This is a genomic window from Streptomyces palmae (assembly GCF_004684805.1).
Taxonomy (GTDB): domain Bacteria; phylum Actinomycetota; class Actinomycetes; order Streptomycetales; family Streptomycetaceae; genus Streptomyces; species Streptomyces palmae.
The window spans coordinates 1-15,251 of record NZ_SRID01000153.1; the positions used below are offsets into that span (position 1 = coordinate 1).

Here is a 15,251-nt window from a genome sequence, read left to right on the forward strand (position 1 = left end):
GACGGGGCCGCTGCTTGGGGCAGGGCCGGGGTGTGCGGTTTGAGCGACAGCAGCAGGACGACGCCTGCGGCGGTCGCCGAGGCGGCCGCGACGGCTCGGCGCATGGTCGGACTCTCCGGACTCGTGGACGGTCGCCTCAGAAGGCGAAGGACTCGTGGTGGACGCGCCCGCGCGGCACGCCCGCGCCACGCAGGGCGCGCAGGGCCGCCGCGGTCATCCCGGGCGGTCCGCAGAGGAAGACATCGCGTTCCGCCAGGTCGGGAACGAGTCGGCGCAGTGCGCGGGCCGTCAGCGGAATGCTGTGCGGGCCCGGTTCGCCGACCGTGTAGTGCACCCGGGCGCCGCGGGCGGCGGCGATCGCGTCGATCTCCTCACGCAGTACCAGGTCCTGGGGCCGGTGGGCCCGGTAGATCAGGGTGACCTCGCCCGGCAGCGTTTCGAACAGCGCCCGCAGCGGGGTGATGCCGACGCCGCCGGCCAGCAGCAGGGCCTTGCCGGTACGGGCGCGAGCGGCGGTGAGCCCCCCGTAGGGGCCCTCCGCGAGGACGCGCGTGCCGGGGCTGAGGGAGGCCAGGGCGGCGCTGTGCGCACCGGCCTCCTTGACGGTGATGCGCAGCCAGTCGGGGTCGGCGGGGGCGGACAGCGAGTAGGGGTTGGCCGCCCACCACAGCCCGGGCGCCAGGAACCGCCAGCGGAGGAACTGGCCCGGCGCGGCCCGCAGCTCGCCGAGGTTCCGGCCGGTCAGGTAGACCGAGACCACTCCGGGCGCCTCCGGTCGCACCTCGGCCACCCGCAGCCGGTGCCGCAGGCAGCGGCGCACCGGTACCAGGAACCGGTACCAGGCCAGCGCCGCGGCGACACCCCCGTACAGGGCGTACCAGGCGATTCGGGCGGCGGGATCGCCGAGGAAGTCCGCGCCGTTGGCCAGCTGGTGCCCGAAGGCCATGAAGATCGCGAGATAGGTGGCGAAGTGCAGGTAGTGCCAGGTCTCGTAGCGCATCCTGCGCCGGGCGGCGCGGGCCGAGAGCACTCCGGTGGCCACCAGCAGCAGGGACGCCGCGGTCGCCTTCAGCATCTCGGGGTAGCGCAGGACCACGGTGGTCGTCTCGTCCACCAGGCCGGAACCGGCGGCCAGGGCGTAGCCCCAGATGATCAGCAGGGTGTGGGCGAGGACCAGGCAGACGGTGTACCGCCCGCCGGCGGCGTGCCAGCGCGTGAGCCGGTCGGTGCCGATCGCGCGGTCCACGGCCGGGACCCGTGCCATCAGGGCGAGCAGCACCGCGCAGGCGTAGCCGGCGAGCAGGCCGGTGATGCGGCCGGCGCCGGTGATCCAGTCGGCCGCTCCGACGACCGAGGCGGTGTTCCTCCACCACAGCGCGAGCACGGCCGCGGCCCCGCCCCAGATCATGATCTGTACCGCGGCCGGCGCCGGTAGGGCGCCGATGCGGCGCCGCACAGGCGGGCGGCGCCACGTACCGCGAGTGTCGGACACACTGGTCGTCACAGGGCTCCTCGCGTTTCTCCCGGTGATCCCGCTGGGCTCCCGGGTCGCCCGGGGTGCCGCTCGGGGCTGTGCGCCAGCCTGGCTCCGGTTCTTCTGAAAACCGTCTGAAACGGGCGGTGGGGGCGCGATTCAGAGAAGACTCACAGGGATTCGACCTCCCGTTCGCCTGACCGAGGAGGGATGCTGGTCGCATCATGTGCGAGCGATCCGACCAGGCCACCCCTCCTGTTCTGCGCAGGCCGGACGGCACCCCGGTGCGTGTCCTGGTCGTCGATGACGAGCCCGATCTGACCGATGTGCTGGGCGCGGCCCTGCGCTCGGAGGGGTGGGAGGTCCGCACGGCCGCCGCGGGCGCGCAGGCACTGACCGCGGCCCGCGCGATGCGGCCCGACGCGGTGGTGCTGGACTGGATGCTGCCGGATACGGACGGGTTGAGCGTGCTGCGCCGGATCCGGGCCGAGCTGCCGGAGGTGTGTGTGCTCTTCCTCACCGCCCGGGACGCCGTCGAGGACCGGATCGCCGGCATCACGGCCGGCGGCGACGACTACGTGACCAAGCCCTTCAGCCTGGAGGAGGTGCTGGCCCGGCTGCGCGGGCTGCTGCGCCGGGCCGGTATGGCGCGTGCGGCCGGAGGGCACCAGCTGGTCGTGGCGGACCTGGTGATGGACGAGGAGGCCCGGGAGGTCACCCGCGGCGGTGTCCCGGTGGAGCTGTCCCGTACCGAGTTCGAGCTGCTGCGGTTCCTGATGCGCAACGCGCGCCGGGTGCTCTCCAAGGAGCAGATCCTCGACCGGGTCTGGTCCTATGACTTCGGGGGGCGCGCCCATGTGGTGGAGCTCTACATCAGCTATGTGCGCAAGAAGGTCGACGCGGGGCGCAGCCCGCTGATCCACACCGTGCGCGGGGTGGGGTACGTCCTTCGGCCGGAGCGATCGTGACCGTGCGGCCGCCGCGCCTGCCGCGCACCCTGCGTGCCCGGATCACCGCCGGCCTGGTGGTTCTGCTGGCGCTCGCCTGCCTGGCCGTGGGGGTGACCACCTCGTTGGCGCTGCGGGGCTTCCTGGTGGGCCGCCTCGACCAGCAGCTGACGGCCGCGGGCGGCCGGTTCGCCACCAGTCTGGAGCACGGTGAGCGGCCCGACGCGGACAACGCGCCGGACACCCGCGGGCAGGCCGAGGGGACCCTCGGCGTCCGTTTGCCGCCCGCCGGAAGCGCCCGGGCCGCGGTGGTGCGCGAGGGGGGCGACACTCCGGTGCGGCTGACTCCCTCGGACCGGCGGGCGCTGGCCGAGGTGCCGCCCGACGCCCGCGGCCGCAGCCTGCGCCTGTCCGCTCTGGGCGACTACCGGGTGGTGGCCACCCGCGGGGACGACCGGGACACGCTGATCACGGGGCTGCCGCTGCACCCGGTGGAGGACACGGTGCACCGGCTGGAGCTGGTGGAGGTCCTGGTGTTCGGCTCCGCCCTGCTGGTCACCGGGGTGGCCGGCGCGCTGTGGGTGCGGCTGTCCCTGCGCCCGCTGCGCCGGGTGGCCGGCACCGCGACCGAGGTGACCGGCCTGCCGCTGTCCAGCGGGGAGGTGGCCATGCCCGATCCGGTGCCGGACGCCGATCCGCGGACCGAGGTGGGGCAGGTGGCGGCGGCGCTCAACCGGATGCTTGGGCATGTGGGCGACGCCTTGGCCCGCCGGCACGCGAGCGAGGAGCGGCTGCGTCGTTTCGCCGCCGACGCCAGCCACGAGTTGCGCACCCCGGTGGCCACCGTCCGGGCCCACTCCGAGCTGGCGCTGCGCCACACCGAGGGGCTGCCCGAGGAGGTGCGGCACGCCCTGCTGCGCATCCAGTCGGAGAGCCGGCGGATGAGCGTGCTGGTGGATGACCTGCTGCTGCTCGCCCGCCTGGACGCGGGCCGGCCGCTGGCCCGCGAGCCGGTCGACCTGACCCGGCTGGCCCTCGACGCGGTCGACGACGCCCGGGTCGCCGGCCCGGACCACCACTGGCGACTGGATCTGCCCGCGGAGCCGGTGACGGTCACCGGGGATGAGCACAGGTTGCACCAGGTCATCGCCAATCTGCTGGCCAACGCCCGGATCCACACCCCACCGGGCACCGATGTCACGCTGCGTCTCGCGCGGTTCGCGGACCGGACCGAGCTGAGCGTGACGGACTCGGGGCCGGGTATCGCGCCCGCGTTGCAGGAGGAGGTCTTCCAGCGTTTCTCCCGGGCCGACACCGGGCGCAGCCGGGCGGTCGGCGGCACCGGTCTGGGGCTGGCGATCGTCGCGGCGGTGATCGCCGCCCACGGGGGCGAGACCGAGGTCAGCAGCCGGCCGGGGCGTACCGAGTTCCTGGTGCGGCTGCCGGAGGAACCGGCATGACCGGCGGCGCCACACCCTCCCCGGAATACCCCCAGGGGTACCCCTGTTAGAGTGGGTACCAGATACCCCTAGGGGTACAGTCGCAGCAAGGAGGTCGTACTCGTGTTCTTCGTCGACACCCTGGAAATCAAGGGACTGGGCAACCGCAGCTACCTGGCCGGCGGCCCCGGTGCCGCAGTGGTGGTGGATCCGCCGCGCGACATCGACCAGGTCATCGCCGCAGCCGCCCGGCGCGGGGTGCGCATCGGCTTCGTGGTCGAGACCCATGTCCACAACGACTATGTCACCGGCGGCCTGGAGCTGGCCCGGATGACCGGCGCGCGCTACCTGGTGCCGGCCGGGGCAGGGGTCACCTTCGACCACACCCCGGTCTCCGACGGGGACACCGTCGCCCTGGACGGGACCCTGGTGCTGCGTGCCGTGGCCACCCCCGGCCACACCCCCCACCACACCTCCTACGTCCTGGAGGAGGACGGGCGGGCGGTGGCCGCGTTCACCGGCGGCTCCCTGCTGATCGGCACCGTCGGACGGCCGGACCTGGTCGAGCCGCGGCTGACCGAGCAGCTGGCCCGGGCCCAGCACGCCTCCGCCCACCGGCTGGCCGAGCAGCTCCACGACGAGGTGCCGGTGCTGCCCACCCACGGCTTCGGCAGCTTCTGCTCCTCCGCCCAGGCCGACGGGGACGCGACCACCATCGGCGCGGAGCGCAGGCGCAACGACGCGCTGACCAAGGACGTGGACTCCTTCGTGGCCGACATGCTGGCCGGCCTGGACGACGTGCCCGCGTACTACGCCCACATGGCCCCGGCCAACGCCGCCGGCCCCGCCCCGGTCGACCTCACCCCTCCCCAGCAGGCCGACGCGGCACAGATCGCCGCCCGGCTGGCGGCCGGCGAGTGGGTGGTGGACCTGCGCAACCGGGTCGCCTTCGCCGCGGGCCATGTGTCCGGCTCCCTGAACTTCGAGGGCGACGGGCAGCTCGCCACCTATCTGGCCTGGCTGATCCCGTGGGGCAAGCCCGTCACCCTGCTGGCCGACAGCCCCGAGCAACTCGCCTCGGCGCAGCGGGAGCTGGCGCGGGTGGGCATCGACCGCCCGGCGGCGGCCGCCACCGGCACGCCGGACTCCTGGGTCCGCGAGGGCGAAGCACTGGCCTCGTTCCCGCGCGCCCGCTTCGCCGACCTCGCCACCGCGCGGGAGAGCGGCCGGCAGGTGGCCGTACTGGACGTGCGACGCGACTCCGAGCGCGCCGACGGGTACGTCGAGGGCTCGGTCCACATCCCGATCCACCAGCTGCGCGGCCGTCTCGGCGAGGTGCCGCCCGGTGAGGTCTGGGTGCACTGCGCCGGCGGGATGCGCGCGGCGATCGCCGCCTCCCTGCTGGACGCCGCCGGCCACCAGGTGGTCGCCATCGACGACGGGTTCGCCGCTGCCACCGAGGCCGGGCTCACTCTCACCCGGCCCGACGGCGGCATAGCGTGACCGATCTGATCCTGGCCCTGGTCGCCGGAGGCATGGTCGGGCTGACGCTCGGCGCGCTCGGCGGGGGCGGCAGCGTGCTCGCGGTGCCGGCGCTGATCTACCTGCTCGGCTTCACCCCGGCCGCGGCCACCACCGCCAGCCTGCTGATCGTGACCGCCACCTCGGTGACGGCCCTGTACGCCCACGCCCGCGCCGGGAACGTGCGCTGGAAGGCGGGCGGGCTGTTCGCGGCGGCCGGACTCCTGCCGGCCGCCGCGGCCGGCGCCCTGGCGGGCCGGCTGCCGCAGCCGGTGCTGACCGGCGCGTTCGCCGCCATCGCCGCCATCGCCGCCGTCCGCATGCTGCGACCGGCCTCCGCCACCCCCGGGGAGCGGCGGCCGGTGGGGGTCGGCCGAGCCGCCGGCACCGGAGCCGGGCTGGGGACACTGACCGGGTTCCTCGGCGTCGGCGGAGGATTCCTCGCCGTACCGGCCCTGGTCACCACGCTGGCGTTCGAGATGCAGGCGGCGGTCGGGACCAGTCTGCTGATCATCTCGACCAACTCCCTCGCCTCCCTGGCCACCCGCGGGGCCACCGCGTCCGGCATGGACTGGGCGGTGGTCGCCCCCTTCGCGGGCGCGGCGATCCTCGGCGCCTGGGACGGCAAGAGACTGGCCGCCAAGATCTCCGGCAACCGGCTGCAGCGCATCTTCGCCGTCATCCTGCTGGCCGTGGCCGTCTTCATGCTGATCGACGCCCTGACCTGATCTGCGGCCGGGCCGCACCCCCTTACCGCCCCTACCTTCCACATATGCCCCCTCGGGTATCGTCCCGAGGAGGGTCACCCCAAAGGAGCAAGAGAAATCCCCATGTCGACCACCACCCTCACCGCCGACCAGGTCCGTCCCCGCCTTGACGAGCTGACCGTCATCGACGTGCGCACCCCCGGCGAGTTCGACTCCGGCCACCTGCCCGGCGCCCACAACATCCCGCTCGACCACCTCGACGTGGCCCTGTCCGCGCTGAGGGCCGCCGCCGGCCGCGGTGACCTGCTCATCGTGTGCGCCTCCGGGGCCCGCTCCGCCAAGGCCTGCGAGCGGCTGGCCGCGGAGGGCATCCCCGCCGCGACCCTGGTCGGCGGCACCACCGCCTGGACCCAGCTCGGGCACGAGACCGACGGGCCCGCGTGCAACCTCGTCAACGCCCCCGGCGCCACCTGGGCCATGGACCGCCAGGTCCGCCTCGCCGCCGGTTCGATGATCCTCACCGGCCTCATCGCCGGGCGGCGCTGGGGTGCGGCCCGCTGGGTCTCCGCGGGTGTCGCGGGCGGCCTGATCTTCTCCGCCCTCACCAACACCTGCGGCATGGCGGCCCTGCTGGCCAAGCTCCCCTACAACCAGCCCAAGGCCACCGAGCTGGAGGCCACTCTGGCCGCCCTGGCCGGCTGATCCCCACAGGCGCGGGGCGCTCCCGGCGGCGGGGCGACCCGCAAGGACCGCCGTGGCGCCCCGATGGGCCCGTACACCGTGCAGCGGTGACGGGCCCATCGCCGTGTCCACGGCGGCCGGCACCTCCGCACGGTGCGACCGCGCCCGTCCCGGAGCACGCCACCCCGTCGGCCGTACCCCGGAACGGCCACCGAGGCGGACACTGGAGATCAGCGAAGCGTCTTCGGCCGCCGGAGGTGACCCGATGGATCGCGGGCAACTGCGCGTCTATCTCGGTGCCGCCCCCGGGGTCGGCAAGACGTACGCCATGCTCGCCGAGGGGCACCGCCGGGCCGAGCGCGGTACGGACCTGGTCGTCGGCTATGTGGAGACCTACGGCCGCCCGCGGACCGAGGCGCTGCTGGAGGGGCTGGAGATCATCCCGCGGAAGACGGTGGTCCACCGGGGCGCGGCCTTCACCGAACTCGACGCCGACGCGGTGATCGCCCGGCGTCCGCAGGTGGCGCTGATCGACGAGCTCGCGCACACCAACGTGCCCGGGTCGGCCAACGAGAAGCGCTGGCAGGACGTGGAGCGGGTGCTGGAGGCGGGCATCACCGTGCTCTCCACGGTCAACGTCCAGCACCTGGAGTCACTCAACGACGTCGTCCGGGAGATCACCGGGGTGCCGCAGCGCGAGACCGTGCCCGACCAGGTGGTACGCCAGGCCGACCAGGTGGAGCTGGTCGACATCACCCCCGAGGCGCTGCGCCGCCGGATGGCGCACGGCAACATCTACCCGCCGGAGAAGGTCGACGCGGCGCTCACCCACTACTTCCGGGTCGGCAATCTGACCGCGCTGCGCGAGCTGGCCCTGCTGTGGCTGGCCGACAAGGTCGACGACCAGCTGGAGGCCTACCGCGCCGACCACGGCATCGCCGGGACCTGGGAGGCCCGCGAACGCGTGGTCGTCGCCCTCACCGGCGGCCCCGAGGGGGACACGCTCATCCGCCGGGCCTCCCGTGTCGCCGAGCGCGGCCGGGGCGCCGACCTGCTCGCGGTGCACGTCACCCGCAGCGACGGGCTGGCCGGCACCGCCGACCCGGCGCACCTGGTCCGCCAGCGGTCGCTGGTGGAGAGTCTGGGCGGCACCTACCACCAGGTGGTCGGTGACGACGTCCCGACCGCGCTGCTGGACTTCGCCCGCGGGGTGAACGCCACCCAGCTGGTCCTGGGCGCCTCCCGCCGCGGACTCCTCGGACAGCTGTTCACCCGCGGCGTCGGGGTGGACACGGTCGCCCGGTCCGGATCGATCGACGTCCATCTGGTCACGCACGAGGAGATCGGGCGGGGACGGCGCGCCGCCACCCACGAGGGCCTCACGCACCGCCGCCGCCTGGCCGGCTTCCTGCTGGCCGCCGGCTGCCTGCCGCTGCTGACGTTCGCCCTCGCCGACCTGCGCGGTCGGCTGTCGCTGCCCAGCGACATCCTCGCCTTCCTGCTGGCCGTCATCGGCGTGGCCCTGGTGGGCGGCCTGTATCCGGCGCTCGCCGCGGCCGTGGCCGGGTTCTTGCTGCTCACCTACTACTTCACGCCGCCCTTCCACACCTTCGCCGCCGCCGGCGGCACCAACCATCTCAGCGCCCTGGTGGCGTTCGTACTGGCCGCGGTGGCGGTCAGTGCGGTGGTCGACGTCGCCGCCCGGCGCACCCGGGAGGCCGCTCGCGCCACCGCGGACGCCGCGGTGCTGTCCACCCTGGCCGGCAGTGTGCTGCGCGGGGGGCTCTCTTCGTCGGCGCAGGGGGGAGACCGCGTCCTGGACACGCTGCTGGAACGCCTCCGGGAGACCTACGCCCTGGACTCGGTCACCCTGCTGGAGCGCGAACCCGGCACGCCGCTGACCCCGGACCGCCAACGCGACCCGCGCAGTTGGCGGGTGGCCGCCTACGCGGGTGACGGGCCCTTGGCCACGCCCGACGAGGGGGACGCCGACATCCCGGTCGGCGAGGGGCTGTCCCTGGTGCTGCGCGGCCACCCGCTGCCCGCCGCCTCCCGGCGGGTCCTGGAGGCGTACGCGGCCCAGGCCGCCATCGCCCTGCGCCAGCAGCGTCTGGAGGAGGAGGCCGAGGAGGCGCGGCCGATCACCGAGGCCGAGCGCACCCGCACCGCCATGCTGCACACCATCGGCCACGACCTGCGGGTTCCGCTCGCCACCGCGATGGAGGCGGTCGCCCGGCTGTCCGACCCCGAGGCGGCCCCCCGGGGTTCGGAGCGGGCGCGGCTCACCAGCACGGCCCGCGATGCGCTGGCCCGCCTGGACCGGCTGGTGGGGAGTCTCCTCGATGTGAGCCGCCTGCGGGCGGGCACGCTCGGCACCGCTCCCCAGCCACTGGCCGTGGAGGACATCGTGCCCCGCGCGCTGGAGCGGCTGGGCCCCTCGGACCACCGGGTGGACGTCCGGATCCCCGACGGCGTCCCCGAGCTCCTGGCCGATCCGGCGCTGGTGGAGCGCGTCCTGGTCAACCTGCTCTCCAACGCGCGGCACCACAGCCCGGCGGGGCGGCGGGTGCGGCTGACCGCCGGCGCGCGGGCCGACCGGGTGGAGATCCGGGTCGTCGATCACGGCTCGGGTACGCACCCCGCCCAGCACGAGCAGACCCTGCGCCCCTTCCAGCGCCTGGGCGCCGAGGAGAGCCGTACCGGGGCCGAGCTGGGCCTGACCCTCGCGCGGGGTCTGGCCGAGGCCATGGGCGGGACGCTGGTGCCCGCCGAGACCCCCGGCGGCGGCGTCACGATGATCCTCAGCCTGCCCACGGCCGCCCCTGCCCGCTGACCGCCGTGGTCACCGGGCGGCGGGCCCTCGCCTGCTCGGGGGTCGGCCCCGGAGTTCCGCCGGCCACGCCTCGACCTTCCGCGGCGGCGGCGCGTCGCTCCCGGCCGGAGGCGGTACGGCCCCGAAACGCACGGCGGTCCGGGCCGGCGGTGACGCGCCGCCGCGCCTCAGCGCATCCGGCTCAGAGCGGCGTTGAGCTCGACCACATTGACGCGCTCCTCGCCCAGGAAGCCCAGGATCCGGCTCTGCAGGTGGGCGTTCACCAGTGCGTCCACGGCGGTCTTGGACAGGCCGCGCGCCCTGGCCACGCGGGCGGTCTGGAGGCGGGCGTACGCCCGCGAGATGTGCGGGTCCAGGCCCGAGCCGCCGGCGGTCAGAGCGTCCGCGGGGACGGTGGCCGGGTCCACGTGGTTGAAGCGGGCGATGTCGGTACGGCGCCGGTCGATGGCGGCGAGGAGCCGTCCGGAGCGGGGGCCGAGGTTGGACGCGCCGGAGGCGAGCGGGTCGTAGCCGCCGGCGGAGGGGCGCGGTTGGAACCAGCGCGGGTCGGGACGCGGCCGCTCCCCCGGCTGGTGGGGGCTCTTCCCTCGCAGGTCGAAGCGCTGGCCGAGGAGGCTCGACCCGACGACCGCACCGTTCCGCTCGATCCTCGAGCCGTTCGCCTCGTGCCCGAAGAGCGCCTGGGCGGCTCCGGTCACCGCCAGTGGGTAGAGCAGCCCGGTGAGGGCGGTGAACAGCAGCAGCATCCGCAGGCTCGACAGATGCAGGCGGATCCAGGTCGGCAGTGGGCGGGTCATCCTGCGGTCGCCTTCCCTCCAGGTCAGCGCAGTCCGGGGAGGAACTGGACGATGAGGTCGATCAGTTTGATCCCGACGAAGGGCAGCACCAGGCCGCCCAGTCCGTAGAGGGAGAGGTTGCGGCCGAGCAGCCCCGCCGCGGAGGCGGGCCGGTAGCGCACGCCGCGCAGCGCGAGCGGGATCAGGGCCACGATGATCAGCGCGTTGAAGACGATCGCGGAGGTGATGGCCGATTCGGGGCTGTGCAGGCCCATGATGTTCAGCTTGGCCAGGCTCGGGTAGGCCACCGCGAACATGGCGGGGATGATCGCGAAGTACTTGGCGACGTCGTTGGCGATGGAGAAGGTGGTCAGCGCGCCGCGGGTGATCAGCAGCTGCTTGCCGATCTCCACGATCTCGATGAGCTTGGTGGGATTGGAGTCCAGGTCCACCATGTTCCCGGCCTCCTTGGCGGCCGAGGTGCCGGTGTTCATCGCCACCCCGACGTCCGCCTGGGCCAGCGCCGGGGCGTCATTGGTGCCGTCACCGGTCATCGCGACCAGCTTGCCGCCGGCCTGCTCCCGCTTGATCAGCGCCATCTTGTCCTCGGGCGTCGCCTCCGCCAGGAAGTCGTCCACCCCCGCCTCCCGGGCGATGGCGCGCGCCGTCTTCGGGTTGTCACCTGTGATCATCACGGTCCTGATGCCCATCCGGCGCAGCTCCTCGAACCGCTCCCGCATGCCCTCCTTGACCACGTCCTTGAGGTGGATGACCCCCAGCACCCGGGCGGTGGTGCCGGCGCCGCCGGTGATGGTCTCGCCGACCACCAGCGGGGTGCCGCCGCCCGCGGCGATCCCGTCGACGACCGGGCCGACCTCGTCGGCCGGCTGCCCGCCGTTGTCCCGCACCCACTCGATCACGGCCGTCGCGGCGCCCTTCCGCAGCTGTCTGGCGTCCTCGCCACCGAGATCCACACCGGACATCCGGGTCTGCGCGGTGAAGGGCACGAACTCGGCGTGGGCCAGCTCTCCCTCGGCGCGGGCGCGCAGCTGGTGGCGCTCCTTGGTGAGCACCACGATGGATCGGCCCTCGGGCGTCTCGTCCGCCAGGGAGGACAGCTGCGCGGCGTCCGCGAGGGCCAGGGGTTCGGTGCCGCCGACGGGGATGAGTTCGGCCGCCTCCCGGTTCCCGAGGGTGATGGTGCCGGTCTTGTCGAGCAGCAGGGTGTCGACGTCGCCCGCGGCCTCGACGGCCCGGCCGCTCATGGCCAGGACGTTGCGCTGCACCAGCCGGTCCATGCCGGCGATGCCGATCGCGGAGAGCAGCGCCCCGATGGTGGTCGGGATCAGCGCCACCGCCAGGGCCACCAGGACCACGAGGGGCTGCTGGGCCCGCCCGTACCCGGCCAGCGACTGGAGGGTCACCACGACCAGCAGGAAGACGATGGTCAGTGAGGCCAGCAGGATGTTGAGCGCGATCTCGTTGGGGGTCTTCTGCCGGGCGGCCCCCTCCACCAGGGCGATCATCCGGTCGATGAAGGTCTCGCCGGGACGCGAGGTGATCCGTACCACGATGCGGTCGGAGAGCACCCTGGTGCCGCCGGTGACGGCGCTCCGGTCGCCGCCGGACTCGCGGATGACCGGGGCGGACTCGCCGGTGATCGCGGACTCGTCGACGCTCGCGATGCCCTCCACGATGTCGCCGTCGCCCGGGATGGTCTGCCCGGCCTCGACGACCACATGGTCTCCGAGCGTCAGCTCGGCCGCGGGCACCGGCCGTTCCTCGGGCCGCCGGCTGCCCGGCCGCCAGTCGACGAGCCGACGTGCGGTCGTCGCGGTCCTGGTTCTGCGCAGGGTGTCCGCCTGGGCCTTGCCGCGCCCTTCGGCCACCGCCTCCGCCAGGTTGGCGAAGACGACGGTCGCCCAGAGCCAGACCGTGATCAGCCAGGAGAACACGGAGGGATCCTCGATCGCCAGGGCCGTGGTGAGGACGGCTCCGACCTCCACCACGAACATGACCGGGTTGCGGTAGAGGGTGCGCGGGTCCAGCTTGCGGCAGGCGCCCGGCAGCGCGTGCCGGAACAGGGCGGGGTCCGGCAGCCCGCCTGGCCCCCGGTGCGACCGGTCGGTCGTTTTCTTCGGGCCGTGCGGCCGGCCGGGCCGACGGGCGGTGCGGGGCATCAGCTCGTCCCTTCCGCGCCGGGCATCAGCTCAGCGCTTCCGCGATCGGCCCCAGGGAGAGGGCGGGGAAGTAGGTGAGACCGACGATGATCAGGACCACTCCGACCAGCAGACCGACGAACTGCGGGCGGTGTGTCGGGAGGGTGCCGGCGGTCACCGGGACCGGCCTCTGCCGGGCGAGGGAGCCCGCCAGTGCCAGGACGAACACGATCGGCAGGAATCGGCCGAACAGCATGGCCAGGCCGAGGGCGGTGTTGTACCAGGTGCCGCCGGCGGCGAGGCCGGCGAAGGCGGAGCCGTTGTTGTTGGCCGCGGAGCCGAAGGCGTAGAGGATCTCGGAGTAGCCGTGCTCGCCGGTGTTGAGCACCTTGGCGCGGGCGCCCCTGCTCGCCATGGCCGAGGCCGTTCCGACCAGCACCAGCGCGGGGGTGGTGAGGATGTAGAGGGAGGCGAACTTCATCTCCCGCCCGCCGAGCTTCTTGCCGAGGTACTCCGGCGTGCGTCCCACCATCAGTCCGGCCACGAAGACCGCGACCACGGCCAGCACCAGGATGCCGTACAGCCCGGAACCGACGCCGCCAGGCGCGATCTCGCCGAGCAGCATGTTGAAGATCAGCATGCCGCCACCGCCCGGCGTAAAGGAGTCATGGGCGGAGTTGACGGCCCCGCAGGAGGTGAGCGTGGTGGAGACGGCGAAGAGCGCGGAGGCCCAGACCCCCAGACGCTGCTCCTTGCCCTCCAGCATCCCGCCGGCCGCGTGGCCGGCCGGGCTGCCGGCACCGTGCACCTCGTTGGCGGTCACGATGGCGACCGACACGGCCCAGATCAGGACCATCACGGTGAGGATCGCGTAGCCCTGCCGCTGGTCGCCGACCAGCCTGCCGAAGGCGCGCGGCAGGCTGACCGGGATCACCAGCAGCAGATAGATCTCGATGATGTTGGTGAGCGCGGTGGGGTTCTCGAACGGGTGGGCCGAGTTGGCGGCGTAGAAGCCGCCGCCGTTGGTCCCCAGCTGCTTGATCGCCTCCTGCGAGGCGACCGGGCCGCCGGTCAGCGCCTGCGTGTCCCCGGACAGCGTGGTGATCTCGCGGACCCCGTGGAAGTTCTGGATGGCACCGCCGGCGACCAGGACGATCGCGAAGACGAAGGCGAGCGGGAGCAGCACCCGTACGGTGATCCTGGTCAGGTCGGTCCAGAAGTTGCCGACCCGGTCGGTCTGCCTGCGGGTGAACCCGCGCAGCAGGGCGGCGGCCACCGCGATCCCCATGGCCGCGGAGAGGAAGTTCTGCACCGCCAGACCCGCCATCTGCGCCAGATGGCCCAGGGTGGTTTCGCCGGAGTACCACTGCCAGTTCGTGTTGGTGGCGAAGGACACCGCGGTGTTGAAGGCGCCGTCCGCGGGCACCGGCGGCATGCCGATGGACAGCGGCAGATGGTTCTGCAGCCGCAGGAAGCCGTAGAGGAACAGCACGCTCACGGCGGCGAAGGCGAGCAGGCTGCGCAGGTACCCGGGCCAGGTCTGGTCGGCGTCGCCGTCCACCCCGCCGAGGCGGTAGAGGGCGCGCTCGACCCGCCAGTGGCCGCGGTCGGTGAGGGTGCGCGCCAGCAGGTCGCCGAGCGGCCGGTACGAGGCAGCGAGCACCGAGACGAGCAGCAGGATCTGGAGCCAGCCGGCGAGCGTGGCGCCCATCAGAACCTGTCCGGCCGGATCAGCGCGATCACCAGGTACACGATCAGCGCGGCGGCGACCACCAGGCCGACGGCGTTCTCCGCGCTCACAGGCGTTCGACTCCCTTGGCGACGAGGGAGACCACGGCGAACGCGAGGATCGTCAGGCCGAGGAAAGCAAGGTCGGTCATCTGCGTCTCACCCCAGCGGCGGGGGTGCCGGCCAGGGGCCGGCACCCGACAGCGAACCACTGGGAGGTTCCCGCGGCGGGCTCCCCTGATGCCTGACCGTCCGCCAGATGGCCCTCGACTCCGCCCCGGTGGGCTCAGGCCTTCACCAGGCGGGCGATGGCTCGGGATGCCTCGTCGACCTTGGCCTGCGCCTCGTCCCCGCCGTGGGTGAGGGCCTCGGAGACGCAGCACTTGAGGTGCTCCTCCAGAAGGGCGAGCGAGCAGGACTGGAGCGCGGCGGTGGTGGCGGAGATCTGGGTGAGGACATCGATGCAGTAGGTGTCCTCGTCCACCATGCGCTGCAGCCCGCGCACCTGCCCCTCGATGCGGCGCAGGCGCTTGCGGATGCGCTCCTTGTGGCCGGTGTAACCGTTCATCGTGTCCTCGTCTCGTGTGCTGGTCGGCCCGGTGGGGCGGGAAAAGGCGGTGGGGGCGGATCGGCTTTCGCTCCGGTCCGCCCCCTGGGGTGTGGGTGTCAGTTGTGGGTGGGTTGGAAGCGGCGGAGGCGGAGGCTGTTGCCGACGACGAAGACGGAGGAGAAGGCCATGGCGCCGCCGGCGATCATGGGGTTGAGGAGGCCGGAGGCGGCCAGGGGCAGGGCGGCGACGTTGTAGGCGAAGGCCCAGAACAGGTTGGACTTGATGGTGCCCAGGGTCCGGCGGGACAGGCGGATCGCGTCGGCCGCGGCCCGCAGGTCACCGCGGACCAAGGTCAGGTCCCCGGCCTCGATCGCGGCGTCGGTGCCGGTGCCCATGGCCAGGCCCAGATCGGCCTGGGCCAGCGCCGCGGCGTCGT

General features: G+C 73.6%; 13 protein-coding genes and 1 pseudogene. 6 read left to right on the forward strand and 8 right to left on the reverse strand.

Translation table 11 applies throughout. The features are described from left to right. Nucleotides 1-136 precede the first annotated feature (136 nt). The gene (locus E4099_RS17205; protein WP_135339957.1) at nucleotides 137-1,408 is read right to left on the reverse strand and encodes a ferredoxin reductase family protein; all 1,272 of its coding nucleotides are present in this window, start codon (nucleotides 1,406-1,408) and stop codon (nucleotides 137-139) included. A gap of 290 nt (nucleotides 1,409-1,698) precedes the next feature. On the opposite strand from E4099_RS17205, the gene E4099_RS17210 reads away from it, so the two are divergent. From E4099_RS17210 to E4099_RS17235, 6 genes are all read left to right on the forward strand, one after another. Further along, the gene (locus tag E4099_RS17210; protein ID WP_135339958.1) at nucleotides 1,699-2,442 is read left to right on the forward strand and encodes a response regulator transcription factor; all 744 of its coding nucleotides are present in this window, start codon (nucleotides 1,699-1,701) and stop codon (nucleotides 2,440-2,442) included. 2 nt (nucleotides 2,443-2,444) lie between these two features. After that, on the forward strand, nucleotides 2,445-3,881 hold the full coding sequence (locus E4099_RS17215; protein WP_135339968.1) for a sensor histidine kinase: 1,437 nt from the start codon (nucleotides 2,445-2,447) through the stop codon (nucleotides 3,879-3,881). 102 nt (nucleotides 3,882-3,983) lie between these two features. Next, nucleotides 3,984-5,363 (forward strand): MBL fold metallo-hydrolase, encoded by a 1,380-nt coding sequence (locus tag E4099_RS17220; RefSeq protein WP_135339959.1) that lies wholly within the window; start codon nucleotides 3,984-3,986, stop codon nucleotides 5,361-5,363. Then, nucleotides 5,360-6,109 (forward strand): sulfite exporter TauE/SafE family protein, encoded by a 750-nt coding sequence (locus E4099_RS17225; RefSeq protein ID WP_135339960.1) that lies wholly within the window; start codon nucleotides 5,360-5,362, stop codon nucleotides 6,107-6,109. The genes E4099_RS17220 and E4099_RS17225 overlap by 4 nt, the downstream gene beginning before the upstream one ends. 102 nt (nucleotides 6,110-6,211) lie before the next feature. Continuing rightward, nucleotides 6,212-6,790, forward strand: a complete 579-nt coding sequence (locus E4099_RS17230) for a rhodanese-like domain-containing protein (protein ID WP_135339961.1) — start codon at nucleotides 6,212-6,214, stop codon at nucleotides 6,788-6,790. A gap of 244 nt (nucleotides 6,791-7,034) precedes the next feature. Then, a complete protein-coding gene (locus E4099_RS17235; protein ID WP_135339962.1) occupies nucleotides 7,035-9,602 on the forward strand; it encodes a sensor histidine kinase in 2,568 nt (855 codons plus the stop codon). Nucleotides 9,603-9,769: 167 nt separating this feature from the next. Here the strand turns inward: E4099_RS17235 and kdpC are convergent, their stop codons facing one another. The 7 genes and pseudogenes from kdpC to E4099_RS17265 all read right to left on the reverse strand — a co-directional run. Further along, entirely contained in the window at nucleotides 9,770-10,399 is a 630-nt protein-coding gene (gene kdpC / locus E4099_RS17240) for a potassium-transporting ATPase subunit KdpC (protein WP_135339963.1), read from the reverse strand. A gap of 23 nt (nucleotides 10,400-10,422) precedes the next feature. Next, the gene (gene kdpB, locus E4099_RS17245; RefSeq protein ID WP_135339964.1) at nucleotides 10,423-12,558 is read right to left on the reverse strand and encodes a potassium-transporting ATPase subunit KdpB; all 2,136 of its coding nucleotides are present in this window, start codon (nucleotides 12,556-12,558) and stop codon (nucleotides 10,423-10,425) included. 25 nt (nucleotides 12,559-12,583) lie between these two features. Then, nucleotides 12,584-14,248 (reverse strand): potassium-transporting ATPase subunit KdpA, encoded by a 1,665-nt coding sequence (gene kdpA, locus E4099_RS17250; RefSeq protein ID WP_135339965.1) that lies wholly within the window; start codon nucleotides 14,246-14,248, stop codon nucleotides 12,584-12,586. Then, entirely contained in the window at nucleotides 14,248-14,337 is a 90-nt protein-coding gene (gene kdpF, locus E4099_RS17255; RefSeq protein ID WP_135339966.1) for a K(+)-transporting ATPase subunit F, read from the reverse strand. Before kdpF ends, kdpA begins: the two co-directional genes overlap by 1 nt. Then, nucleotides 14,334-14,462 (reverse strand): hypothetical protein, encoded by a 129-nt coding sequence (locus E4099_RS34845; RefSeq protein ID WP_280923506.1) that lies wholly within the window; start codon nucleotides 14,460-14,462, stop codon nucleotides 14,334-14,336. The genes kdpF and E4099_RS34845 overlap by 4 nt, the downstream gene beginning before the upstream one ends. 89 nt (nucleotides 14,463-14,551) lie before the next feature. Continuing rightward, a complete protein-coding gene (locus tag E4099_RS17260; RefSeq protein WP_386389000.1) occupies nucleotides 14,552-14,935 on the reverse strand; it encodes a metal-sensitive transcriptional regulator in 384 nt (127 codons plus the stop codon). After that, nucleotides 14,932-15,251 (reverse strand): annotated as a pseudogene (locus E4099_RS17265) (heavy metal translocating P-type ATPase); the annotation flags it as partial. The gene E4099_RS17260 and the pseudogene E4099_RS17265, both read right to left, overlap by 4 nt.